General features: G+C 71.8%; 18 protein-coding genes. 12 read left to right on the top strand and 6 right to left on the bottom strand.

The window, feature by feature from the left end; genetic code table 11:
* Positions 1-106 precede the first annotated feature (106 nt).
* The 4 genes from BW996_RS09780 to BW996_RS09795 form a co-directional block, all read right to left on the bottom strand.
* A complete protein-coding gene (locus BW996_RS09780; RefSeq protein WP_037482014.1) occupies positions 107-637 on the bottom strand; it encodes a GNAT family N-acetyltransferase in 531 nt (176 codons plus the stop codon).
* Between the two features lie 13 nt (positions 638-650).
* Entirely contained in the window at positions 651-1,226 is a 576-nt protein-coding gene (locus BW996_RS09785; RefSeq protein ID WP_037482016.1) for a helix-turn-helix domain-containing protein, read from the bottom strand.
* 55 nt (positions 1,227-1,281) lie between these two features.
* On the bottom strand, positions 1,282-3,096 hold the full coding sequence (locus BW996_RS09790) for a flavin-containing monooxygenase (RefSeq protein WP_139330822.1): 1,815 nt from the start codon (positions 3,094-3,096) through the stop codon (positions 1,282-1,284).
* 213 nt (positions 3,097-3,309) lie between these two features.
* Positions 3,310-5,316: a sigma-54-dependent Fis family transcriptional regulator gene (locus BW996_RS09795; protein ID WP_445683262.1), complete on the bottom strand. Its 2,007-nt coding sequence runs from the start codon at positions 5,314-5,316 to the stop codon at positions 3,310-3,312.
* 160 nt (positions 5,317-5,476) lie between these two features.
* Here BW996_RS09795 and BW996_RS09800 point away from each other — a divergent pair, with 160 nt between their 5' ends.
* The 9 genes from BW996_RS09800 (at position 5,477) to BW996_RS09840 (ending at position 15,676) form a co-directional block, all read left to right on the top strand.
* On the top strand, positions 5,477-6,130 hold the full coding sequence (locus BW996_RS09800) for a YitT family protein (protein ID WP_037482047.1): 654 nt from the start codon (positions 5,477-5,479) through the stop codon (positions 6,128-6,130).
* Positions 6,131-6,143: 13 nt separating this feature from the next.
* Positions 6,144-7,532: an L-serine ammonia-lyase gene (locus BW996_RS09805; protein ID WP_037482018.1), complete on the top strand. Its 1,389-nt coding sequence runs from the start codon at positions 6,144-6,146 to the stop codon at positions 7,530-7,532.
* Positions 7,533-7,702: 170 nt separating this feature from the next.
* Positions 7,703-8,389: a carbonate dehydratase gene (can, locus tag BW996_RS09810; protein ID WP_037482019.1), complete on the top strand. Its 687-nt coding sequence runs from the start codon at positions 7,703-7,705 to the stop codon at positions 8,387-8,389.
* Between the two features lie 22 nt (positions 8,390-8,411).
* Positions 8,412-10,235 carry a bifunctional isocitrate dehydrogenase kinase/phosphatase gene (aceK, locus tag BW996_RS09815; protein WP_051631925.1) on the top strand — a complete coding sequence of 608 codons (1,824 nt, stop codon included), beginning with the start codon at positions 8,412-8,414 and terminating at the stop codon, positions 10,233-10,235.
* A 19-nt stretch (positions 10,236-10,254) separates the two neighbouring features.
* Entirely contained in the window at positions 10,255-11,454 is a 1,200-nt protein-coding gene (locus tag BW996_RS09820; protein ID WP_037482020.1) for an acetyl-CoA C-acyltransferase, read from the top strand.
* Positions 11,451-12,119 carry an SDR family oxidoreductase gene (locus BW996_RS09825; RefSeq protein WP_037482021.1) on the top strand — a complete coding sequence of 223 codons (669 nt, stop codon included), beginning with the start codon at positions 11,451-11,453 and terminating at the stop codon, positions 12,117-12,119. The genes BW996_RS09820 and BW996_RS09825 overlap by 4 nt, the downstream gene beginning before the upstream one ends.
* Positions 12,120-12,219: 100 nt before the next feature.
* Positions 12,220-13,365 carry an acyl-CoA dehydrogenase family protein gene (locus BW996_RS09830; RefSeq protein ID WP_037482022.1) on the top strand — a complete coding sequence of 382 codons (1,146 nt, stop codon included), beginning with the start codon at positions 12,220-12,222 and terminating at the stop codon, positions 13,363-13,365.
* 59 nt (positions 13,366-13,424) lie between these two features.
* Positions 13,425-14,639 (top strand): lysophospholipid transporter LplT, encoded by a 1,215-nt coding sequence (gene lplT, locus BW996_RS09835; RefSeq protein ID WP_241461969.1) that lies wholly within the window; start codon positions 13,425-13,427, stop codon positions 14,637-14,639.
* A complete protein-coding gene (locus BW996_RS09840) occupies positions 14,639-15,676 on the top strand; it encodes a glycosyltransferase family 4 protein (protein WP_037482023.1) in 1,038 nt (345 codons plus the stop codon). Before lplT ends, BW996_RS09840 begins: the two co-directional genes overlap by 1 nt.
* Positions 15,677-15,704: 28 nt before the next feature.
* Here BW996_RS09840 and BW996_RS09845 read toward each other — a convergent pair whose 3' ends face one another.
* Positions 15,705-16,547 carry a UDP-2,3-diacylglucosamine diphosphatase gene (locus BW996_RS09845; RefSeq protein WP_037482025.1) on the bottom strand — a complete coding sequence of 281 codons (843 nt, stop codon included), beginning with the start codon at positions 16,545-16,547 and terminating at the stop codon, positions 15,705-15,707.
* Between the two features lie 148 nt (positions 16,548-16,695).
* On the opposite strand from BW996_RS09845, the gene BW996_RS09850 reads away from it, so the two are divergent.
* Complete coding sequence (locus BW996_RS09850) at positions 16,696-17,232, top strand: hypothetical protein (RefSeq protein ID WP_076458865.1); 537 nt, start codon at positions 16,696-16,698, stop codon at positions 17,230-17,232.
* Between the two features lie 9 nt (positions 17,233-17,241).
* On the opposite strand, the gene BW996_RS09855 is transcribed toward BW996_RS09850, so the two are convergent.
* The gene (locus BW996_RS09855; RefSeq protein WP_076458866.1) at positions 17,242-18,276 is read right to left on the bottom strand and encodes an NAD-dependent epimerase/dehydratase family protein; all 1,035 of its coding nucleotides are present in this window, start codon (positions 18,274-18,276) and stop codon (positions 17,242-17,244) included.
* 132 nt (positions 18,277-18,408) lie between these two features.
* Here BW996_RS09855 and BW996_RS09860 point away from each other — a divergent pair, with 132 nt between their 5' ends.
* Together BW996_RS09860 and BW996_RS09865 are read left to right on the top strand one after the other, a co-directional pair.
* Entirely contained in the window at positions 18,409-19,236 is an 828-nt protein-coding gene (locus BW996_RS09860) for a phosphatase PAP2 family protein (RefSeq protein ID WP_051631563.1), read from the top strand.
* Positions 19,233-20,096 (top strand): lysylphosphatidylglycerol synthase domain-containing protein, encoded by an 864-nt coding sequence (locus BW996_RS09865; protein WP_037478359.1) that lies wholly within the window; start codon positions 19,233-19,235, stop codon positions 20,094-20,096. The genes BW996_RS09860 and BW996_RS09865 overlap by 4 nt, the downstream gene beginning before the upstream one ends.
* The last annotated feature ends 40 nt before the right edge of the window (positions 20,097-20,136 follow it).

Here is a 20,136-nt window from a genome sequence, read left to right on the forward strand (position 1 = left end):
CAGAGATGAACGTGAGCGCCCGGAACCGTCCGAGCGACGTCGGGCCGCGCGAAGCGGCCCGAGGGCATCCTAGGCCTTGCAGCGCCAGCGTGCAAGTCTTCGGTCTTCAGCCATCCACCGGCTCGGCCGGGGTGTCGAGCAGCAACTGGTACAGGGCCAGATCGAGCCAGCGCCCGAACTTGAAGCCCACCTGCGGCAAGGTGCCGACACGGCTGAAGCCCAGACGCCGATGAAGAGCGATGCTGCCCTGGTTGTCGGCGTCGATGGCCCCGATCATCGCGTGCACCTGCCGCTGCCGGGCCGCATCGATCAGTGCGTGCATCACCTGCAGACCCAGCCCATGACCGCGGTGGTCCTGATGGACATAGACCGAGTGCTCGACCGAATACTTGTAGGCCGGCCAGGCCCGGAAGGTGCCGAAGCTGCCGAAGGCGACAAGCTGCCCCGCCTCGTCCTCGATGCCGATGACGGGAAATCCCCCCGCCTGCTTGGTCGCGAACCAGGTCTCCATGCTCGCCAGCGAGCGCGGCTGGTAGTCGTAGAGCGCGGTCGAGTTCGCGATGGCCTCGTTGAAGATGTCGAGGATGGCGCGGGCATGGCGGTCATGCGTGCACGGCACGATGCGGCGAATCGTCATGGAAGGGCGAGCCTCAGGCAGGGAGCGGCGCGAGAGCCAGGGCCAGCAGATAGCGGGCCGGCTGCGAGCCGGGGTTGTGGAAAGTGATGCGCGGACCCGGCTGCATGGCCATGCAGTCGCCGCGCTGCAGGCGCCAGGCCCCGTGCTCGAGCGTGATGTCCATCTCGCCCTCGAGGAGCCAGATCTGATGGCTCGGACGGGCCTGCCCGGCGGGACGCTCGAAGACCACCGTCTCGCCCGCCGGAAAGCTCACCTCCACCAGTTCGATCGGCGAGACGGTGCCCGTGGGCGAGAGGTGCCGGCGCACATAGCCCGAAGCGGGGTCGGTCCAGACCGGCTGCTGCGTGTGGCGCGACACCGGATCCGGCTCCGCCTGCGGCACGGCTGCGGCAAAGAAGGCGGGCAGGGACAGCCCGAAGGCCGCAGCCAGCCTGTCGAGCACCGCGGCGGTCGGACTGGTCTCGCGCCGCTCGATCAGCGAGATCATCGAGCGGCTCACGCCGCTGTGCTGGGCCAGCTGATCCAGCGTGAAGCCACGGGCGCGGCGCAGCTCCCTGATCCGGTCGGCCAGAAAGGTGTCGATCTCCATGTATCCATCATATTGGATAAAAATCCAATAAACAAGAATGGAGTCTGTCGGGCCGTCAGCGCCGGTGGTGGCTCGGCGCCGGCTTGTGCACCGGCGTCGCCAGTCCCTCCATGCGTGCCTTGAGCTGCAGCGCCAAGTACTGCGAGTAGCAGCGCGACTGGTGCAGGTTGCCGCCGTGGATCCACAGGTTCTCGACCGGCGTGGGCTTCCACATGTTGCGCAGCTCGCCCTCCCACGGCCCGGGATCCTTGGTGGTGGCCGAGCCCAGGCCCCAGCACTTGCCGACCTGGTCGGCGACCTCGGGCGAGATCAGGTCGGCCAGCCAGCTGTTCATCGAGCCATAGCCGGTCGCGTAGACCAGCAGGTCGCAGGGCAGCTCGGTGCCGTCGCTCAGCGTGACCGAGCGCGGGTTGATGCGCTCGATGTTGACGCGGCTCTTCAGGTGGATGCGGCCGTCGGCCACCAGCTCGGAGGCGCCGACGTCGATGTAGTAGCCCGAGCCGCGGCGCAGGTACTTCATGAACAGGCCCGAGCCGTCCTCGCCGAAGTCGAGCAGGAAGCCGGCCTTCTCCAGCCGCGCGTACAGGTCGGCGTCGCGGCGCTTCATCTCCTCGTACACCGGGATGTGGAAGGTGTGCATGATCCGGTACGGCACCGAGGCAAACAGCAGGTCGGCCTTCTCGGTGCTGACGCCGTTCTCCAGCGCCTGCTCCGAGTAGAGCCCGCCCAGCGCCAGCTCCATCAGCGAGTCCGACGGCGCGATGTGCGTCGAGCTGCGCTGGATCATCGTCACGTCGGCGCCGTGCTCCCAGAGGTCGGCGCAGATGTCGTGCGCGGAGTTGTTCGAGCCCAGCACCACCGCCTTCCTGCCCGCCCAGGCCGCGCCGCCGGGGTGGCGGCTGGAATGGTGCTGCGTGCCCTCGAAGCTCTCGGCGCCGGCGATCTTCGGCACGTTGGCATAGCCCGACACGCCCAGCGCGAACACCAGCTGGCGCGGCCGCAGCGTCACCGGCCGGCCCTCGCGCACCACCCGCACCTCCCAGCGGCCGCTGGCCTCGTCCCAGCGGCACTTCTCGGCGACGGTGGAGCTCCAGTAGTTCAGCTCCATCACCTTGACGTACATCTCCAGCCAGTCGCCGACCTTGTCCTTCGGGCAGAACACCGGCCAGTCGTCCGGGAAGGGCAGATAGGGCATGTGGTCGTACCAGACCGGGTCGTGCAGGCACAGGCTCTTGTAGCGGTTGCGCCAGGAATCGCCGGCGCGCGCGTTCTTCTCGATGATGATCGTCGGCACGCCCAGCCGGCGCAGCCGCGCGCCCAGTCCGATGCCGCCCTGGCCGCCGCCGATGATGACCACCTCGGGCTGCTCGGTGTCGCCCAGCGCGGCCAGCTCCTGCTGGCGGCGCTCGAGCCAGCTGACGCGCCCGCCGGCCTGCGCACCGTGCTCGGCACCCTTGATGCGGCGCCGGCCCTTCTTCTCCTCGAAGCCCTTGAGCTCGCTCATCGTCGTCAGCAGCGTCCAGGCCCGATCGCCCTTCAGGCGCAGGTGACCGGTGCCGCGCGCCTGCGCGGTCTCGAAGTCGAACCAGGCCTCGGTGACGCCGCCGGCCTCGCTGGCCTCGCCCTGCAGGCGGAAGCCGGACGGCGCCACGGTGCCGAGCTGCGCGTCGAGCATCTCGCGGATCGCGTCGCGGCCCTCCTCGGTGCGCAGGTTCCAGGTGAAGCTGACCAGGTCGCGCCAGTAGCACTCGTCGTCGAACAGCGCGGCGGCGGCCGTGCTGTCGCGCGCGGCCAGCGCGGCCTCGAGACGGGCCAGCCAGGCGGCGGCGCGGGCGGTCGGGGTGACCGGGGCGGTCAGGGTCTCGCTCATCGTCATGTCTCCTTCATGGTGGATGCGGATGCGGCCGGCCTCTGCGCTGCCGTGCCGCCGCCCCCCAGACAGCGCAAGCCGCGTGCCGCGCCCGATCACGCCATGATCACGCCATAAAGCGATGACAAGTCCTTGATTTCATTGACCCTCTCCGTGCCGCCCGGCGCCCGGCCGCCACGGTGACAGCTGTCACACCGAGACAGCTGTCACCGGTCACCGCGTGACAGGTGACTCGACCGGAAGCTCGGCCGGAAGCTCGGCCGCATCCAGCGGCGAGACGATGCCGAAGCGGCGCATGCGCCGGTACAGCGTCATGCGCGCCACACCCATCTCGCGCGCGACGGCCGAGACGTTCCAGCGTGCGGCCGTCAGGCGCTCGCGCAGCTGCCGGGCCGCGTCGTCCTCCACCGCGCCCGTCGTCGGCTGAGGGAGGGCCGCAGGCGGCGCGCTCCGGCGATCGGCCCACCGACCCTGCAGCCGCTCGGGCAGATCGGCCAGGCGGATCACGCCGCCGAGGCAGACGCTGCGCGCGTAGTCGACGACATTGCGCAGCTCGCGCAGGTTGCCGGGCCAGTCGTGCGCCCGCAGTGCCGCGCGCGCCTCGTCGGCCAGCACCGTGCCGGCGCCGTCGTCGGCCAGCAGCCGCCCGATCAGCACGTCCAGGTCGCGGCGCTCGCGCAGCGGCGGCAGCGCGAAATGCGCGCCGTTGATCCGGTAGTAGAGATCGTCGCGGAAGCGCCCCTCGCGCACCAGGGTCTCGAGCGGGCAGTGCGTCGCGGCGATCACCCGCAGGCGCACCGGCTGCGGCCGGGTCGCGCCGATCGGCAGCACCTCGCGCTCGGCCAGCACGCGCAGCAGCCGCGCCTGCAGCGCACGCGGCATGTCGCCGATCTCGTCGAGGAAGAGCGTGCCGCCGTCGGCCTCCTGGATCAGGCCGCGCTTGCCCTTCGGCCCGGCGCCGGAGAAGCTGCCGGGCAGGTGGCCGAACAGCTCGCTCTCGATCAGCGTCTCGGGAATGGCGGCGCAGTTGACCGCGACGAAGGGCCCGTCGCGGCGCGCGCTGCTGCGGTGCAGCGCCTTGGCGAGAAACTCCTTGCCGCTGCCGGTCTCGCCGGTGATCAGCAGGCTGACCGGGCTGTCGACCAGCCGCGCGGCGCGCTCGACCAGCCGGTCCAGCGCCGGATCGCCCCCCGAGATCGCGGCCAGCGGCGCCGGCAGCGCGGCGCTGCGCGGCGTCTCGGCCGGACGCCGGGACAGCGGCGCGGCCGGCGGCGCGCTCACCCGCAGGAACAGCAGGTCCGGCCGCCCGGTGCAGCGCACCGCGCCGGCCTCGCCGCCCTGCCCGGCCAGATGGCGCGGCAGCTCCGCCGGCGACAGCTCCAGCAGCGCCTGCAGCGGCTGGCCGATCAGCGTCGAGGCGGCCGTGGCCGCGGTGCCCGGCGGCGCGAAGAGCTGCTGCGCGCGGCGGTTGTGGCCGGTGATGCGGCCGGCCGCGTCCAGCGCCAGCAGGTAGTCGGCGCGCAGGTCGAGAAAGGCCGGCGCGTCGCCCAGGCGCAGGATCCAGTCGCGCCGGTGGCGCTGCAGGAAGGCCGCGTCCTCGATGCGCGCGGCCGCGTCGCGCACCAGCTGCAGCGCCAGATGCTGGCTGGACTTGGGCTCGGCGCTGCTGAGCTGCGAGATGTCGAGCACCGCCTCCAGCCGCCCGCCGGGGCCGAACACCGGCGCCGAGGTGCAGGTCAGCGGGATGTGGGTCGCGTCGAAATGGTCGTCCAGATGCACCGTCAGCGCCTGGCCGGTGCTGATGCAGGTGCCCACGCCGCAGGTGCCGGCCTGCGCCTCGCTCCAGTCGGCGCCCAGATAGAGGCCCGCGCGGCGCAGCCGGCCCTCGATCTGCAGGTCGCCGAGAAAGTCGACCGTCACGCCGCGCGCGTCGGTCAGCAGCACCACATAGCCCAGGCCCGCGACCTGGCGATAGAGCTGCTCCAGCCCGTGGCGGGCGATCTGCAGGAAGTCGTCCATCTGGTCCTGGTGCTCGCGCAGCCGCGCCTGCGGCAGGATGACGGCCTCCTGCATGCGCGTCGGGTCGAGGCGGTGGTCGTGCACGCAGCGCTGCCAGCTCGCGCGGATGATCGCGTCGTGCGCGGCGGCGGCCGGCGCCGTCAGGCCGCGGTCGGCAACCTCGATGACGGTGGCGATGTGCGCGCGCCGGGCTGCGGACAGCGAAGGCAGCGGGGACGGCATGGCGGTCGGCATGGGCGGATCTCCGGACGGCTGGCCGGCCACTGTGCCGCAGCCCGCCCGGCACGCACAGGCGTGAACACCCGCACATCGCCCCCGGACAGCCCACCCGGCGCCGGCACGCTTCATGCACATTCCGGTCATGGCATCCGATTCCGCTGTCCCCACGCTCCCCGCCCCGCCCGCCGCCGAGGCCGAGCGCGTGCGCCGCCACACCCTGTTCGAGGACGCGCAGGCGCTGTTCACCGGCACGCTGTTCGTGTCGCTGGCGCTGATCATGTTCCGTCAGGCCGGGCTGATGACCGGCGGCACCGCCGGCGCGGCCTTCCTGCTGCACTACGCCACCGGACTGAGCTTCGGGCCGCTGTTCTTCGTGCTGAACCTGCCCTTCTACGGCTTCGCCTGGAAGCGCATGGGGCTGGAGTTCACGATCAAGACCTTCCTGTCGGTGGGCCTGCTGTCGCTGATGACCTCCTGGTCTCCGGCGCTGTTCGCCATCGAGCGGCTGCATCCGGCCTACGCGGCGGTGCTGGGCGGGCTGCTGCTGGGCTCGGGCTGCCTGTTCCTGGCGCGGCATCACGCCAGCCTGGGCGGCGCCACCATCGTCTCGCTCTATCTGCAGCGCGCGCGCCACTGGCGCGCCGGCCATGTGCAGATGGCGATCGACGGCACGATCCTGGCGCTGTCCTTCGCGCTGATCGAGCCGCAGAAGGCGCTCTACTCCATCCTTGCCGCGGTGACGATGAACCTCTTCATCGCGATCAACCACCGACCGGGGCGCTACGCGGTGCTCTGAGGAGACAGACAACATGGCCGTCAGCGTCTTCGACCTGTTCAAGATCGGCATCGGGCCGTCGAGCTCGCACACCGTGGGGCCGATGCGCGCCGCCCGGCTCTTCGTCGAGCGCCTGATCGCCGAGGGCCGGCTGGACGCGGTGGCGCGGGTGCGCGTCGAGCTGCACGGCTCGCTGGGCGCCACCGGGCGCGGCCACGGCTCGGACAAGGCGGTGCTGCTCGGCCTGGCCGGGCACGACCCGGAGACGGTCGACGTCGACGCGGTGCCGGCGCTGCTGGCGGCGATGCGCGCCGAGCGGCGCATCGTGCTGGCCGGCCGCCACCCGGTGACCTTCGTCGAGCGCGACGATCTGGCGATGCTGCGCCGCCCGCTGCCCTTCCACGCCAACGGCATGCGCTGTCTGGCCTTCGACGTCGACGGCCGCGAACTCGACAGCCGCACCTACTACTCGGTCGGCGGCGGCTTCGTCGTCAGCGATCAGGTCGCCGCCGACGGCCAGCGCCAGCGCGTGATCGCGCCCGACGCCTCGGTGCTGCCGCACCCGTTCCGCAGCGGCGCCGAGCTGCTGGCACTGACGCGCACGCTGGGCACCTCGATCGCCGGCGTGATGCGCGCCAACGAGCGCCACTGGCGCAGCGACGCCGAGATCGACGCCGGCCTGCTGCGCATCTGGCAGGTGATGCAGGACTGCGTGGCGCGCGGCTGCCGCACCGAGGGCGTGCTGCCCGGCGGCTTCAAGGTGCGCCGACGCGCCGCGGCGCTGCACGCGCAGCTGCTCGCCCACCCCGAGGCCGCGCTGCGCGACCCGCTGCAGACGCTGGACTGGATCAACCTCTACGCGCTGGCGGTCAACGAGGAGAACGCCGCCGGCGGCCGCGTCGTCACCGCACCCACCAACGGCGCGGCCGGCATCGTGCCGGCGGTGCTGCATTACTACGCGCGCTTCCATCCGGGCGCCACGTCGGCTGGCGTCGTCGACTTCCTGCTCACCGCCGCCGCCATCGGCCTGCTCTACAAGGAAAACGCCTCGATCTCCGGCGCCGAGGTCGGCTGCCAGGGCGAGGTTGGCGTGGCCTGCTCGATGGCGGCCGGTGCGCTGTGCGCCGTCATGGGCGGCAGCCCCGAGCAGGTGGAGAACGCCGCCGAGATCGGCATGGAGCACCACCTCGGGCTGACCTGCGATCCGGTCGGCGGGCTGGTGCAGATCCCCTGCATCGAGCGCAACGCCATCGCCTCGGTCAAGGCGGTGAACGCCGCGCGCATGGCGCTGCGCGGCGACGGCTCGCACCATGTCAGCCTCGACAAGGTCATCAAGACCATGCGCGAGACCGGCGCGGACATGCTGACGAAATACAAGGAAACCGCCCGCGGCGGACTGGCGGTCAACATCGTCGAGTGCTGAAGCGTGAAGCCACGCCTGAGCGCTGGGGTGAGCTTCACCAATTGACGTTTACGTAAACGTCATCAACAATCGCCGCGCTGTCGCATCCGGACCGCAGCCCGTCGGGCCGTACCCGCTTCGTGCCCGGATGTCAGCCACGGACAGGCCCCCAGCCGCAACAATCGCTGTCCATGAGCACAGAACTGAACGAACTCTTCGAACGCAATCGCCAGTGGGCGGCCGACACCGAGACCCGCGAGCCGGGTTTCTTCTCGCGCCTGTTGAAGCAGCAGACGCCGCAGTACCTGTGGATCGGCTGTGCCGACAGCCGCGTGCCGGCCAACGAGCTGGTCGACCTGCTGCCGGGCGAACTCTTCGTGCACCGCAACATCGCCAATGTGATCGTGCCCAGCGACCTCAACGCGCTGTCGGTCATCCAGTACGCGGTCGACGCGCTGCGGGTCACGCATGTGATCGTCGTCGGCCACTCCAACTGCGGCGGTGTCAAGGCGGCGCTGAACAATCTGCGCGTCGGTCTGGTCGACATCTGGCTGCGTCATGTGCAGGACGTGCGCAACCAGCACCGGGCCTTTCTCGACCGGCTGACGCCGGAGCGCCAGGTCGACGCGCTGGTCGAGCTCAACGTGCTGGAGCAGGCGCGCAACGTCTGCCGCACCACCATCGTCGAGGACGCTTGGCAGCGCGGCCAGGAGGTCGTGATTCACGGCTGGGTCTACGGCCTGCACAACGGCCTGCTGGAGGACCTGCGCATCACGGTGTCGAAGCCGCAGGACATCGAGCCCGCCTACGAGCGCGCGCTGGCGGCGCTGAAGCAGCGCTTTGTCCCGGCCGAGACGGCTGAGACGGCCGCCGACTGATCCGGACGCAGCGAGAAGGCCGATGTTCCCGCAGCAGCTCGACGACACCCGCGCCTTCGACATCGCCCGCACGATGCTCGACGGCTTCAACCGCCACTATCAGCTGCTGCGCGAGGCCAGCGCCGGTGCCAAGGCCCGCTTCGAGCTGGCCGACTGGCACGGCCAGCAGCGCGCGCAGCGCGAACGCATCGAGTTCTATCCGCGCCGGGTCGAAGAGACCGTCGAGCGGCTGCGCGGCGAGTTCGCCGCCGGTGCGCTGCCACGCGCGGTCTGGCAGCAGGTCAAGCTGCACTACATCGGCCTGCTGACCGGCCACCACCAGCCCGAACTGGCCGAGAGCTTCTTCAACTCGGTCACGACCAAGATCCTGCTTCGGGACTACTTCCACAACGACTTCATCTTCGTGCGTCCGGCCGTCTCGACCGAATACATCGAGAGCGACGAGCCCGGCGCGCGTCCGACCTTCCGCGCCTGGTACCCGAGCCGCGAGACGCTGCGCGAGGCCTTGGCGCAGCTGGTCGACAGCTTCGCGCTGGAGGGAGACTGGGCCGATCTGCAGCGCGACCTCGACGCGGTGCTGGCCGCGACCGAGGTCGCGATCGGCCCGGGCCGGCTGCGCACCAACTTCCAGATCCAAGCGCTGAGCTCGCTGTTCTTCCGCAACAAAGGCGCCTATGTGGTCGGGCGCATCATCAACGGCTACCACGACCTGCCCTTCGCGCTGCCGATCCTGCACGACGAGGCCGGCCGGCTGACGATCGACGCGGCGCTGTTCGGCGAAGACGACCTGCAGCGGCTGTTCAGCTTCGCGCGCGCCTATTTCATGGTCGACATGGAGGTGCCCTCGGCCTATGTGCAGTTCCTGCGCGCGCTGATGCCGCGCAAGCCGCGCAGCGAGCTCTACAGCGCGCTGGGCCTGCACAAGCAGGGCAAGACGCTGTTCTACCGCGACTTCCAGTCCCACCTGCGCCACTCGAGCGACCATTTCCGCATCGCGCCGGGCATCAAGGGCATGGTGATGCTGGTGTTCGACCTGCCGAGCTACCCCTACGTCTTCAAGGTCATCAAGGACCGCTTCCCGGCGCAGAAGGACACCACGCGCGAGCAGGTCAAGGGCAAGTACCTGCTGGTCAAGCAGCACGACCGGGTCGGGCGCATGGCCGACACGCTGGAGTTCAGCAACGTCGCCTTCCCGCGCGCGCGCTTTTCCGAGGCGCTGATCGAGGAGATCCGCCGCGAGGCGCCCAGCCAGCTCGAGATCTCCGACCGCGACGGCGACGGCCAGGAAGAGGTGATCCTGAAGCACGTCTACATCGAGCGCCGCATGGTGCCGCTGAACATCTACCTGCAGGAGGCCACGCCCGAGCAGCTCGAGCATGCGGTCATCGAGTACGGCCAGGCGATCAAGGAGCTGGTGGCGGCCAACATCTTTCCCGGCGACATGCTGTGGAAGAACTTCGGCGTGGTGCGCAACAACAAGGTCGTCTTCTACGACTACGACGAGATCGAGTACATCACCGACTGCCACTTCCGTCGCGTGCCCGCGCCGCGCAACGAGGAAGACGAGATGTCGGGCGAGATCTGGTATTCGGTCGGCCCGAAGGATGTCTTCCCGGAGACCTTCGGCCCCTTCCTGCTCGGCCACCGCGGCGTGCGCGAGGTGTTCATGCGCCATCACGCCGACCTGCTCGACCCGGCCTTCTGGCAGGCGCACCAGGCGCGCATTCGCGCCGGCCATGTGCACGACGTCTTTCCCTACGACCCGGAGCGCCGCTTCCCGCATCACCGGCGCCCGGTCGAACCCACGGTTCCCACCGTTCCCACCGTTCCCGTTCCCACCGACTGAATCCCGAAGGAGCGCCTCCATGAGCGTCAGCATCAGCCGCAGCCACGACCCCGTCGTCATCGTCTCCGCCGCCCGCACGCCGATCGGCGGCCTGCTGGGCGACTTCGCCGCGCTGCCGGCCGCCGAGCTCGGCGGCGTGGCGATCCGCGCCGCCATCGAGCGCGCCGGCCTGCCCGGCGACGTGGTCGACGAGGTGCTGATGGGCAACTGCCTGATGGCCGGCCAGGGCCAGGCGCCGGCGCGCCAGGCCGCGCTGGCCGCCGGCCTGCCGATCTCGGCCGGCGCGGTGACGCTGTCGAAGATGTGCGGCTCCGGCATGCGCGCGATGATGTTCGCGCACGACATGCTCGCCGCCGGCTCGGCCGACGTGATGATCGCCGGCGGCATGGAGAGCATGACCAACGCACCGCACCTGAGCTTCGTGCGCAAGGGCGTGAAGTACGGTGCCGCGCAGCTCTTCGACCACATGGCGATGGACGGCCTGGAGGACGCCTACGAGCGCGGCCGGGCGATGGGCGTCTTCGCCGAGGCCTGCGTCGAGAAATACGGCTTCACCCGCGAGGCGCAGGATGCCTACGCCATCGCCTCCACCACCCGCGCGAAGACCGCCAACGAGGACGGCTCCTTCGACTGGGAGATCGCACCGGTGACGCTCAAGGGCCGCGGCGGCGACACGGTGATCCGCCACGACGAGCAGCCCTTCAAGGCGCGTCTGGACAAGATCGCCGGGCTGAAGCCGGCGTTCAAGAAGGACGGCACGATCACGGCCGCCAACGCCAGCAGCATTTCCGACGGCGCCGCCGCGCTGGTGCTGATGCGCGAGTCAACCGCCACCGCGCATGGCCTGCAGCCGGTCGCGCGCATCGTCGCGCATGCGGTGCATGCGCAGGAACCGGCCTGGTTCTCGACCGCGCCGGTCGGCTCGATCCGCAAGGTGCTCGCGCGGGCGGGCTGGCAGGCTGGCGACGTCGACCTGTGGGAGGTCAACGAGGCCTTTGCGGCGGTGACGATGGCGGCCATGCATGAGTTCTCGCTGCCGCACGAGATCGTCAACGTGCACGGCGGCGCCTGCGCGCTGGGCCACCCGATCGGCGCCTCGGGCGCGCGCATCGTCGTGACGCTGCTGGGCGCGCTGAAGAAGCGAGGCCTGCGGCGCGGCGTCGCCAGCCTGTGCATCGGCGGCGGCGAGGCCACCGCGCTGGCCGTCGAGATGGCATGAAGTCGGTCCTCGTCATCGGGGCCTCGCGCGGCATCGGCCTGGAACTGGTTCGCCAGTACCGCACCGAGGGCACGCGCGTCGTCGCCACCGCGCGCGACGATGCGGGCCTGCAGGCGTTGTCGGCGCTCGGCGCCAAGCCGCTGCGCATCGACGTGGCGAAGGCGGCCAGCGTGGCCGGCCTGGCCTGGCAGATCGACGGCGAGGCCTTCGATCTGGCGGTGATCAACGCCGGCGTCTACGGCCCGCGCCTGCGCACGCTCGACTCGCCGTCGACCACCGACTTCGATGCGGTCATGCACACCAATGTGCTCGGCCCGATGCAGGTGGCGCCGCAGCTGCTCGACGCGCTGGCGCCAGGCGCGCGGCTGGTGGTCGTGTCGTCGATCATGGCGTCGATCGGCAGCCGCACGCAGACGCTGGGCTGGCTCTACGCCGCATCGAAGGCGGCGCTGAACTCGGTGCTGAAGGACGTGTCGCTGGCGCTGGCCGGCCGCGCGACCTGCATCGCCGTGCACCCGGGCTGGGTGCAGACGGCGATGGGCGGCCCGCAGGCGCCGCTGTCGGTGGCCGAGAGCGCCAGCACCCTGCGCACCACCTTTGCCCGCCTGACCCCAGCCGACAACGGTCGTTTCCTGAACCACGACGGCACGCCGCTCGACTGGTAAGCCCTCCCGGCCCGTCACGCCCACCTCCCCCGTCACGCCCGCCCCCCACCCGTCACGCCCGCGCAGGCGGGCGCCCACGCAGAACCAGCGAGCCCACCCCATGCTGCTCTCCGACGACCACCGCGCCATCCAGGATGCCATCCGCACCTATGTCCAGGACCAGATCGCCCCGCACGCGGCGCGCTGGGACAAGGAACACCACTTTCCCGCCGAGCAGCTCCAGGGCCTGGCCGCGCTGGGCTGCTACGGCGTGGCCGTGCCGACCGAGCACGACGGCGCCGGCCTCGACTACCTGGCGCTGGCCCTCATCCTCGAGGAGATCGCCGCGGGCGACGGCGGCACCTCCACCGTCATCAGTGTCAACAACTGCCCGGTCTGCTCGATCCTGATGGGCTTCGCCAACGAGGACCAGAAGCGGCGCTTCCTCAAGCCGCTGGCGCGCGGCGAGATGCTCGGCGCCTTCTGCCTGACCGAGCCGCACGTCGGCTCGGAGGCCGGCGGGCTGAAGACCACCGCCGTCCGGGTCCAGGATGGCGACGGCGACGCCTACGTGCTCAACGGCGTCAAGCAGTTCATCACCAGCGGCAAGAACGGCGACGTCGCCATCGTCATGGCGGTGACCGACCGGGCCGCGGGCAAGAAGGGCATCAGCGCCTTCATCGTCCCGACCGCCACGCCTGGCTACACGGTGGCGCGCATCGAGGACAAGATGGGCCAGCACAGCTCCGACACCGCGCAGATCCTGTTCGAGAACTGCCGCGTGCCGGCGGCCAACCGCATCGGCGACGAGGGCCAGGGCCTGAAGATCGCGCTGGCCGGGCTGGAGGGCGGGCGCATCGGCATCGCCTCGCAGTGCGTCGGCATGGCGCGCGCGGCCTTCGAGGCGGCGCTGCGCTACAGCAAGGAGCGCGTGGCCTTCGGCGTGCCGATCTTCGAGCACCAGGCGGTGCAGTTCCGCCTGGCCGAGATGGCCACGCAGATCGAGGCCGCGCGCCAGCTCATCTGGCACGCCGCGTCGATGAAGGACGCCGGCATCCCGTGCCTGAAGGAGGCCGCGATGGCCAAGCTCTTCGCCAGCGAGATGGCCGAGCGCGTCTGCTCGATGGCGATCCAGACCTTCGGCGGCTACGGCTATGTCAGCGACTTCCCCGTCGAGCGCATCTACCGCGACGTGCGCGTCTGCCAGATCTACGAGGGCACCAGCGACGTGCAGAAGATCCTGATCGGGCGCGCGCTGGCGGGCTGACGCCGCCCGGTCACGCCACGATCACGCCGGCGTCATGCCCGCGGCCGACACTCGGCCGGGTGACGACGTCGCTGCCCCTGCCCGCCGCCCTGCGCGGCTTCCGACTGCTGATGTCGGCCCAGTTCGTGTCCGGGCTGGCCGACAACGCGCTGCTGCTGGTGGCGATCGGCCGCCTCGCGGCCGAGGGCGGGCCGGTCTGGCTGCCGCCGCTGCTCAAGCTGGCGTTCACGCTGGCCTATGTGCTGCTGGCGCCCTTCGTCGGGCCGCTGGCCGACCGCGCGCCAAAGGCCACGGTGATGAGCGCGGCCAATGCGCTCAAGGCCGGCGCCTGCGCCGCGATGGCGCTGGGCGCGCCGGTGGGGCCGTGCTTCGCGCTGGCCGGCGCGGGTGCGGCGCTGTATTCGCCCGCCAAGTACGGCCTGGTGACCGAGCTGATGCCCGCGCACCGGCTGGTCGCCGCCAACGGCTGGATCGAGGTGGCCACCGTGCTCGCCATCCTGCTGGGCACGATGCTGGGCGGCGCGCTGCTGGCCTGGCTGGCGCCCGCCATCGCCTTCGCCGGCCTGCTGGCGCTCTACGGCCTGGCAGCGCTGCTGAATCTGGGCATTCCCGACAGCGGCGCGCGCTATCCGGCCGCGCCGCCACTGGCCTGCCAGCTCGGCGACTTCGCGCGCGCCAATGCGCGGCTGTGGCGTGATCCGCTCGGGCGCGTCTCGCTGGCCACCACCACGCTGTTCTGGGGCGTCGGCGCCACGCTGCAGTTCCTGGTGCTGCGCTGGGCGGAGGAAGACCTCGGCCTGACGCTGGCGCAGGCCGCCTGGCTGCAGGGCCTGTCGGCCACCGGCGTGGTGATCGGCGCGCTGCTGGCCGGGCGGCTGGTGCCGCTGGCGCGTGCGCCGCAGGTGCTGTGGCTGGGCGTGCCGATGGGCCTGCTGCTGCTGCCGATGCCGCACATCGACCACTGGCTGCCGGCGCTGCCGCTGCTGGCCAGCGCCGGTCTGGTCGCCGGGCTGTTCGTCGTGCCGATGAACGCGCTGCTGCAGCACCGCGGCGCCACGCTGCTCAGCGCCGGCCGCTCGATCGCAGTGCAGAACTTCAACGAGAACGCCAGCGTGCTGCTGATGCTGGCCGGCTACGCCTGGTGCAGCCGGCAGGACCTGCCGCTCGATCTGCTGATCCGCGGCTTCGGTCTGGGCATCGCGCTGCTGATGGCGCTGATCGCGCTGCATCACCACTGCCTTCGCCACCGCCTTCGCCACAAGGAGATCGCCTGATGAGGATCGTCATCGTCACCGACGCCTGGGAGCCGCAGGTCAACGGCGTGGTGCGCACGCTGAAGATGACCACGCACGAGCTCGGCCTGCTCGGCCACGAGGTGCACATCGTCTCGCCGCAGGGCTGGCCGAGCCTGCCCTGCCCGACCTATCCGGACATCCGCCTCGCCGCGGTGACGCCGCGCGGCATGGCGCGCCGGCTCGACGCGCTGCAGCCCGACTGCCTGCACATCGCCACCGAGGGCCCGCTGGGCTGGGCGGCACGCGCGGTGGCACGCCGGCGCGGCTGGCCCTTCACCACCGCCTATCACAGCCGCTTTCCCGAATACCTGCAGCTGCGCACCGGCATCCCGGTGAACTGGAGCCACGCGCTGCTGCGCCGCTTCCACAACAGCGGCGTGGCCACGCTGGTGCCCACGCCGCACATGGGCGAGGAGCTGCGCCGCCACGGCTACCGGCATCCGGTGCACTGGAGCCGCGGCGTCAACCTGGAGATGTTCAGCCCGCACGGGCCGGTGCTGGCGCGCCCGGCCGGCCGCGGCCCGGTCTTCCTGTACGTGGGCCGGCTGGCGGTCGAGAAGAACATCGACGCCTTCCTGCGGCTGGCGCTGCCGGGCGAGAAATGGGTCGCCGGCGCCGGGCCGGAGGCCGCGCGGCTGCGCCGCACCTACGGCGACGCGGTGCGCTGGTTCGACGTGCTCTCCGGCCCGGACCTGGCGCAGCTCTACCGCAGCGCCGACGTGATGGTCTTCCCGAGCGAGACCGACACCTTCGGCCTGGTGCTGATCGAGTCGATGGCCTGCGGCACGCCGGTGGCGGCGCTGCCGGCGACCGGCCCGATCGACGTGGTCGGCCCCAGCGGCGAGGGCGGCGTGATCGACACCGACCTGAAGGCAGCCTGCCTGGCCGCGCTGCGCTGCGACCGCACGCGGGTGCGGGCCTTCGCCGAGCGCTACACCTGGGCGGCGGCGACACGCCAGTTCGAGCAGGCGCTGCGACCGATCCCGCGGCCGGCCGCGCTGCTCGCGGCGACCTGAGCCCGGGCGAAGCCGGAGCCGTGCCGGCTCAGGCCGGCTGCGGCAGCGCCGCCATCGGCGCACGACGGGCACGCTGGCGCATCACCGCGGCCCAGTCGATGATCTCGAGCCGGCCGTCGGCATGCTCGACCAGCGCGGTCAGGCTCTCGACCCAGTCGCCGTCGTTGGCATAGGTCAGGCCGTCGACCACGCGCAGCTCGGCATGGTGGATGTGGCCGCAGACCACGCCGTCGACGCCACGCCGGCGCGCCTCGCGGATCACCGCCAGCTCGAAGTCGTTGATGAAGCTGACCGCGCGCTTGACCTTGAGCTTCAGGTAGCGCGAGAGCGACCAGTAGGGCAGGCCAAGACGCGCACGCGCCGAGTTCAGCATCCGGTTGAGTCGCAGCGCCAGCTGGTAGAGACCGTCGCCGACATGCGCCAGCCAGCGCGCGCACTGGATCACGCCGTCGAACAGGTCGCCGTGCATCACCCAGAGCCGGCGGCCGTCGGCGGTCTGGTGGATGCAGTCCTCCACCACCTCGATGCCGCCGAAGGCGTGGCCGGCGTAGCGGCGCGCGAACTCGTCATGGTTGCCCGGCACGAAGATCACCCGGGTGCCCTTGCGCGCCTTGCGCAGCACCTTCTGCACCACGTCGTTGTGCGCCTGCGGCCAGAACCAGCGCCGCCGCAGCTGCCAGCCGTCGACGATGTCGCCGACCAGATACAGCGTCTCGCACTCGACCGCGCGCAGGAAGTCGAGCAGCGCCTCGGCCTGGCAGCCGGACGTGCCCAGGTGCACGTCGGAGATGAACACGGTGCGGACCGACAGCGTCTCCGGCGGGAAGGCACTGTCCGGCGCCGCGGCGGCGGGGGCGGTGATGGCGTTCATGGAGCCATCGTCGGCACCCGGGATGACCGCCCGGTGAAGCGCGGGTGACAGCGGCACGACGCGGTATCGGCACGACAAGCCCCTGTCATCGAGCCCCCGGACACTGGCAGGCAGGACGCACGACGCCCACCCGAAGGAGCCCTCCGCGATGATGCCGAACCCCGCCGACACCCCTGACGCCGACGATCTGCGCGCCGCACGCCTGCTGCAGCAGGCCCTGGCCCGTCCAGGCGAGATTCTCGAGATCGAGCCCTCCGGCCCGCCACAGCCTGCCCGGCCCTTCGTGCGCCAGGGCACCGGCCGGCTGTCGCCGGCGATGAAGACGGTGCTGCAGGCCCTGTCCGGTCATGCCGCGCCGCTGCGGCTGGCGCTGACCACCGCCGCCGAGGTCGACCCGGCGGTGTGGCGGACGCCGGCCGGCACGCCGGCGATGCTGCTGATCGAGGTGCCGGCGCTGCGCGATGGCCGCGGCGCCGAGCGCGCCCGCGACGACGAGGACCCGGACCTCACGCCCTGCCTGTGCATCGACGGCACCCGTCACCTCAGCGTGGCCGGCATCGCGCGCCATTTCTGGCGGCGTCGGCCCGAGGCCGATCCGGCCGACCCGGGCGTCGATCTGGTGCTGTGCAGCGATCGCCGGCTGGTGGCGATCGGCCGGCAGTCGCGGGTCTGGCTCTGCAGCTGAGGCCGCGGCTCAGGCCGCCGCGGCCAGCGCCAGCCGCAGCGAGGCGCCGCGTGCATTCCAGCCCTCGAGCCATCGCACGAAGCCGGCCAGGCCCTCGGCCAGCGGCGTGGCCCGCCACGGACCGATCGCCTCGATCAGCCGCGACGGATCGGCGCTGGTGTCGGGCACGTCGCCGGCCTGCATCGGCGCGAACTCGATGTGCGCCGGGCAGCCGGTGGCGCGCTCGAGCAGCCGCACGAAGTCGATCACCCGCACCGGCTGGCGGTGGCCGATGTTGAACAGCTCGGCCGGCACGCCGTCCTCGCGCTGCCGGCCGGCCGGCGCGCCGCGCGCGACCAGCCGCAGCAGCGCGTCCACCACGTCGTCGACATGGGTGAAGTCGCGGCGCAGCTCGCCCTGGCCGTAGAGCTGCAGCGTCTCGCCGCGGCGCAGCCGCTCGGCGAAGCCCCAGTAGGCCATGTCCGGCCGACCCCACGGCCCGTAGACGGTGAAGAAGCGCAGGCCGGTGACCGGCAGGCGGTGCACCGCGGCGGTGGCGTGCGCCATCGCCTCGTTGGCCTGCTTGGTCGCGGCGTAGAAGGAGGCCGGCGCGTCGATGCGATCGCTCTCGCGGAAACCACCCGGCGCGGCATCGCCGTCGCGCCGGCCGTAGACGCTCGACGAGCTGGCATAGAGCAGATGGCCCACGCCCTGCAGCCGGCAGGCCTCCAGCACCGAGGCAAAGCCGAGCAGATTGGCCTGCACATAGTCGAGCGGCGCGCTGACCGAGTGGCGCACGCCCGCCTGCGCGGCCAGGTGCAGCACGGTGTCGATGCGGTGCAGGCGCATCAGCGCCTGCAGCGCGGCGCCGTCGCACAGGTCCAGCCGCTCGACCGGCACGCCGGCGGGCTGCAGCAGCGCCGCGACCCGTGCGTGCTTGAGCTCGACCGGGTAGTAGGCGTTGAAGCTGTCGCAGCCGACGACGCGGTGGCCGGCTTGCGCCAGCGCCGCGGCGGCATGCGCGCCGATGAAGCCGGCCGCGCCGGTGACGAGGATCTGGGCCATGGTGCCCCGGATGCTGGCGCGACGGCATGACGGTACCGTGTCGTGCGCGTGGCGTCGCCGCGAGGCCACGTCACCGGGTTTTCACGGACGCTTCAAGGCCGCGTCATGCGATCCCGCCACGATGACGGCGCCATGAATGCCCTCACCACGCTGCTGACCTCGCCGCCGCAGGCCCGCACCGAACACCGCCCGCTGCGCATCGCCCCGAGACCGATGCGCTGGCTCGCGGCCGCCGGCCTGCTGCTGATCGTCGGCCTGATGCTGCACCAGCACGACCTGACGCTGTTCCTCGCGCTCAATGCGCTGGGTCTGCATCTGCCGGAGCTGTGGGCGATGCTCAGCGTCGCCGGACTGGGCCTGAGCGCCTTCATCGTGCTGGCGGCGCTGCATCCGGGCGCGGCGCCGACGGCGATGCAGCCGCTGGCGGCGCTGCTGTGGTGCTTTCCGATCGGTGGCGCGCTGACGCATCTGGGCAAGCGCCTGATCGATCACGGCCGGCCCGCGGCGCTGCTGCCGCCCGACACGCTGGTCATCATCGGCGAGCCGCTGACACGCGGCGCGATGCCCTCCGGCCATGCCGCGACGACGCTGGCCTTCGTCGCGCTGCTGATCCTGTCGCGCCACCGGCCGGTCTGGCAGCAGGCGCTGATCACGCTGATCGCGCTGCCGCTGCTGCTGGCGCGCATCGCGGTCGGGGCGCACTGGCCGGCCGATCTGTGCGCCGGTGCCGGCGTCGGCCTGGTCAGCGCGCTGCTGGCCTGGCATCTGGCCAGCAGCGGCCGCCTGGCCGCCTGGCTGTGCAGCACGCCGGGCCAGTGGGCGCTCGGGCTGCTGCAGATCGGCTGCGGCCTGGCCATCGCGCGGCTCGAGACCGGCTACCCGCTGGCGCTGCCGCTGCAGGCGCTGCTGGCGGTCGTGTCGATCGCCACGGGGCTGCAGCGGCTGGGCGCACGACGATGAGCCCGGCCGAGACGATCGACACGCTGCTGCTGCGGGCCGGCCTGCTGCCGGCCGCGGCCTGGAGCGGCGCGGCCGCCGCCCTGCTGGCGAGCTATCTGCTGCGGGCCGCACGGCTGCAGGCCGAGTGGCAGCCGCGCACCGGCGCGAGCCTGCGCGACTGCCTGCGTCTGTTCCTGCTGCACAACATCGCCGTCGTCTGGCTGCCGATGCGCAGCGGCGAGGCCGGCTATCCGCTGTGGCTGCAGCGGCGCTGGCAGGTGCCGCTGCAGGAATCCCTGCCCAGCCTGCTGTGGCTGCGGCTGCAGGACGCGCTGGTGCTGGCGCTGCTGGGCGCGCTGGCCCTGGCGCTGACGACGCTCGCCGCCCTGCCGGCGCTGGCCGCGCTGGGCGTGGGTGCCGCACTGATGCTGGCGCTGGCCGGCCCGGTGGAGCAGGCGCTGGAGCGACAGCTGCGGCGCCGGCCGCAGCCCGCGGCCGAGACACGCTGGAGCCGCTGGCACGCGGCGCTGCGGGCGCGGCGCGGCGGGCGCCGGGCCTGGCGGCTGTGCATCGGCAACTGGGCGATCAAGCTGGCGACGCTGGCCCTGCTGCTCGAGGCGCTGGGCGGCGCGGGCACAGGCGGCAGCGCCGCCGCGCTGCGCGGCGTGCTGGCCGGTGAATGGGCCGGCGTGCTGCCGCTGCAGGCGCCGGGCGGCCTGGGCAGCTACGAGGCCGCGGTCTGGGCCGGCGCCGGCGCGCCGCAGCCGGCCGCGCTGGCGCTGGGCGCGGTGCTGCAGCTGCACGCGCTGTCGCTGGCGCTGGCCACGCTCGGCGGCGCGCTCGCCGCCATCGACACAGGAATGACAGGATCGACGACATGACTGCGGCAGACGCGACGACGGCATGGCAGCCGCAGGCCCA

The sequence above is a fragment of the Sphaerotilus natans genome, assembly GCF_900156335.1.
In the GTDB taxonomy this organism is placed as follows: Bacteria; Pseudomonadota; Gammaproteobacteria; order Burkholderiales; family Burkholderiaceae_C; genus Sphaerotilus; species Sphaerotilus natans.

Bases quoted from the DNA above. Each gene is read 5' to 3' on its own strand.
- BW996_RS09780 (WP_037482014.1), bottom strand. From the start codon at position 637: ATGACGATTCGCCGCATCGTGCCGTGCACGCATGACCGCCATGCCCGC.
- BW996_RS09785 (WP_037482016.1), bottom strand. From the start codon at position 1,226: ATGGAGATCGACACCTTTCTGGCCGACCGGATCAGGGAGCTGCGCCGC.
- BW996_RS09790 (WP_139330822.1), bottom strand. From the start codon at position 3,096: ATGAGCGAGACCCTGACCGCCCCGGTCACCCCGACCGCCCGCGCCGCC.
- BW996_RS09800 (WP_037482047.1), top strand. From the start codon at position 5,477: ATGGCATCCGATTCCGCTGTCCCCACGCTCCCCGCCCCGCCCGCCGCC.
- BW996_RS09805 (WP_037482018.1), top strand. From the start codon at position 6,144: ATGGCCGTCAGCGTCTTCGACCTGTTCAAGATCGGCATCGGGCCGTCG.
- can (WP_037482019.1), top strand. From the start codon at position 7,703: ATGAGCACAGAACTGAACGAACTCTTCGAACGCAATCGCCAGTGGGCG.
- aceK (WP_051631925.1), top strand. From the start codon at position 8,412: ATGTTCCCGCAGCAGCTCGACGACACCCGCGCCTTCGACATCGCCCGC.
- BW996_RS09820 (WP_037482020.1), top strand. From the start codon at position 10,255: ATGAGCGTCAGCATCAGCCGCAGCCACGACCCCGTCGTCATCGTCTCC.
- BW996_RS09825 (WP_037482021.1), top strand. From the start codon at position 11,451: ATGAAGTCGGTCCTCGTCATCGGGGCCTCGCGCGGCATCGGCCTGGAA.
- BW996_RS09830 (WP_037482022.1), top strand. From the start codon at position 12,220: ATGCTGCTCTCCGACGACCACCGCGCCATCCAGGATGCCATCCGCACC.
- BW996_RS09840 (WP_037482023.1), top strand. From the start codon at position 14,639: ATGAGGATCGTCATCGTCACCGACGCCTGGGAGCCGCAGGTCAACGGC.
- BW996_RS09845 (WP_037482025.1), bottom strand. From the start codon at position 16,547: ATGAACGCCATCACCGCCCCCGCCGCCGCGGCGCCGGACAGTGCCTTC.
- BW996_RS09850 (WP_076458865.1), top strand. From the start codon at position 16,696: ATGATGCCGAACCCCGCCGACACCCCTGACGCCGACGATCTGCGCGCC.
- BW996_RS09855 (WP_076458866.1), bottom strand. From the start codon at position 18,276: ATGGCCCAGATCCTCGTCACCGGCGCGGCCGGCTTCATCGGCGCGCAT.
- BW996_RS09860 (WP_051631563.1), top strand. From the start codon at position 18,409: ATGAATGCCCTCACCACGCTGCTGACCTCGCCGCCGCAGGCCCGCACC.
- BW996_RS09865 (WP_037478359.1), top strand. From the start codon at position 19,233: ATGAGCCCGGCCGAGACGATCGACACGCTGCTGCTGCGGGCCGGCCTG.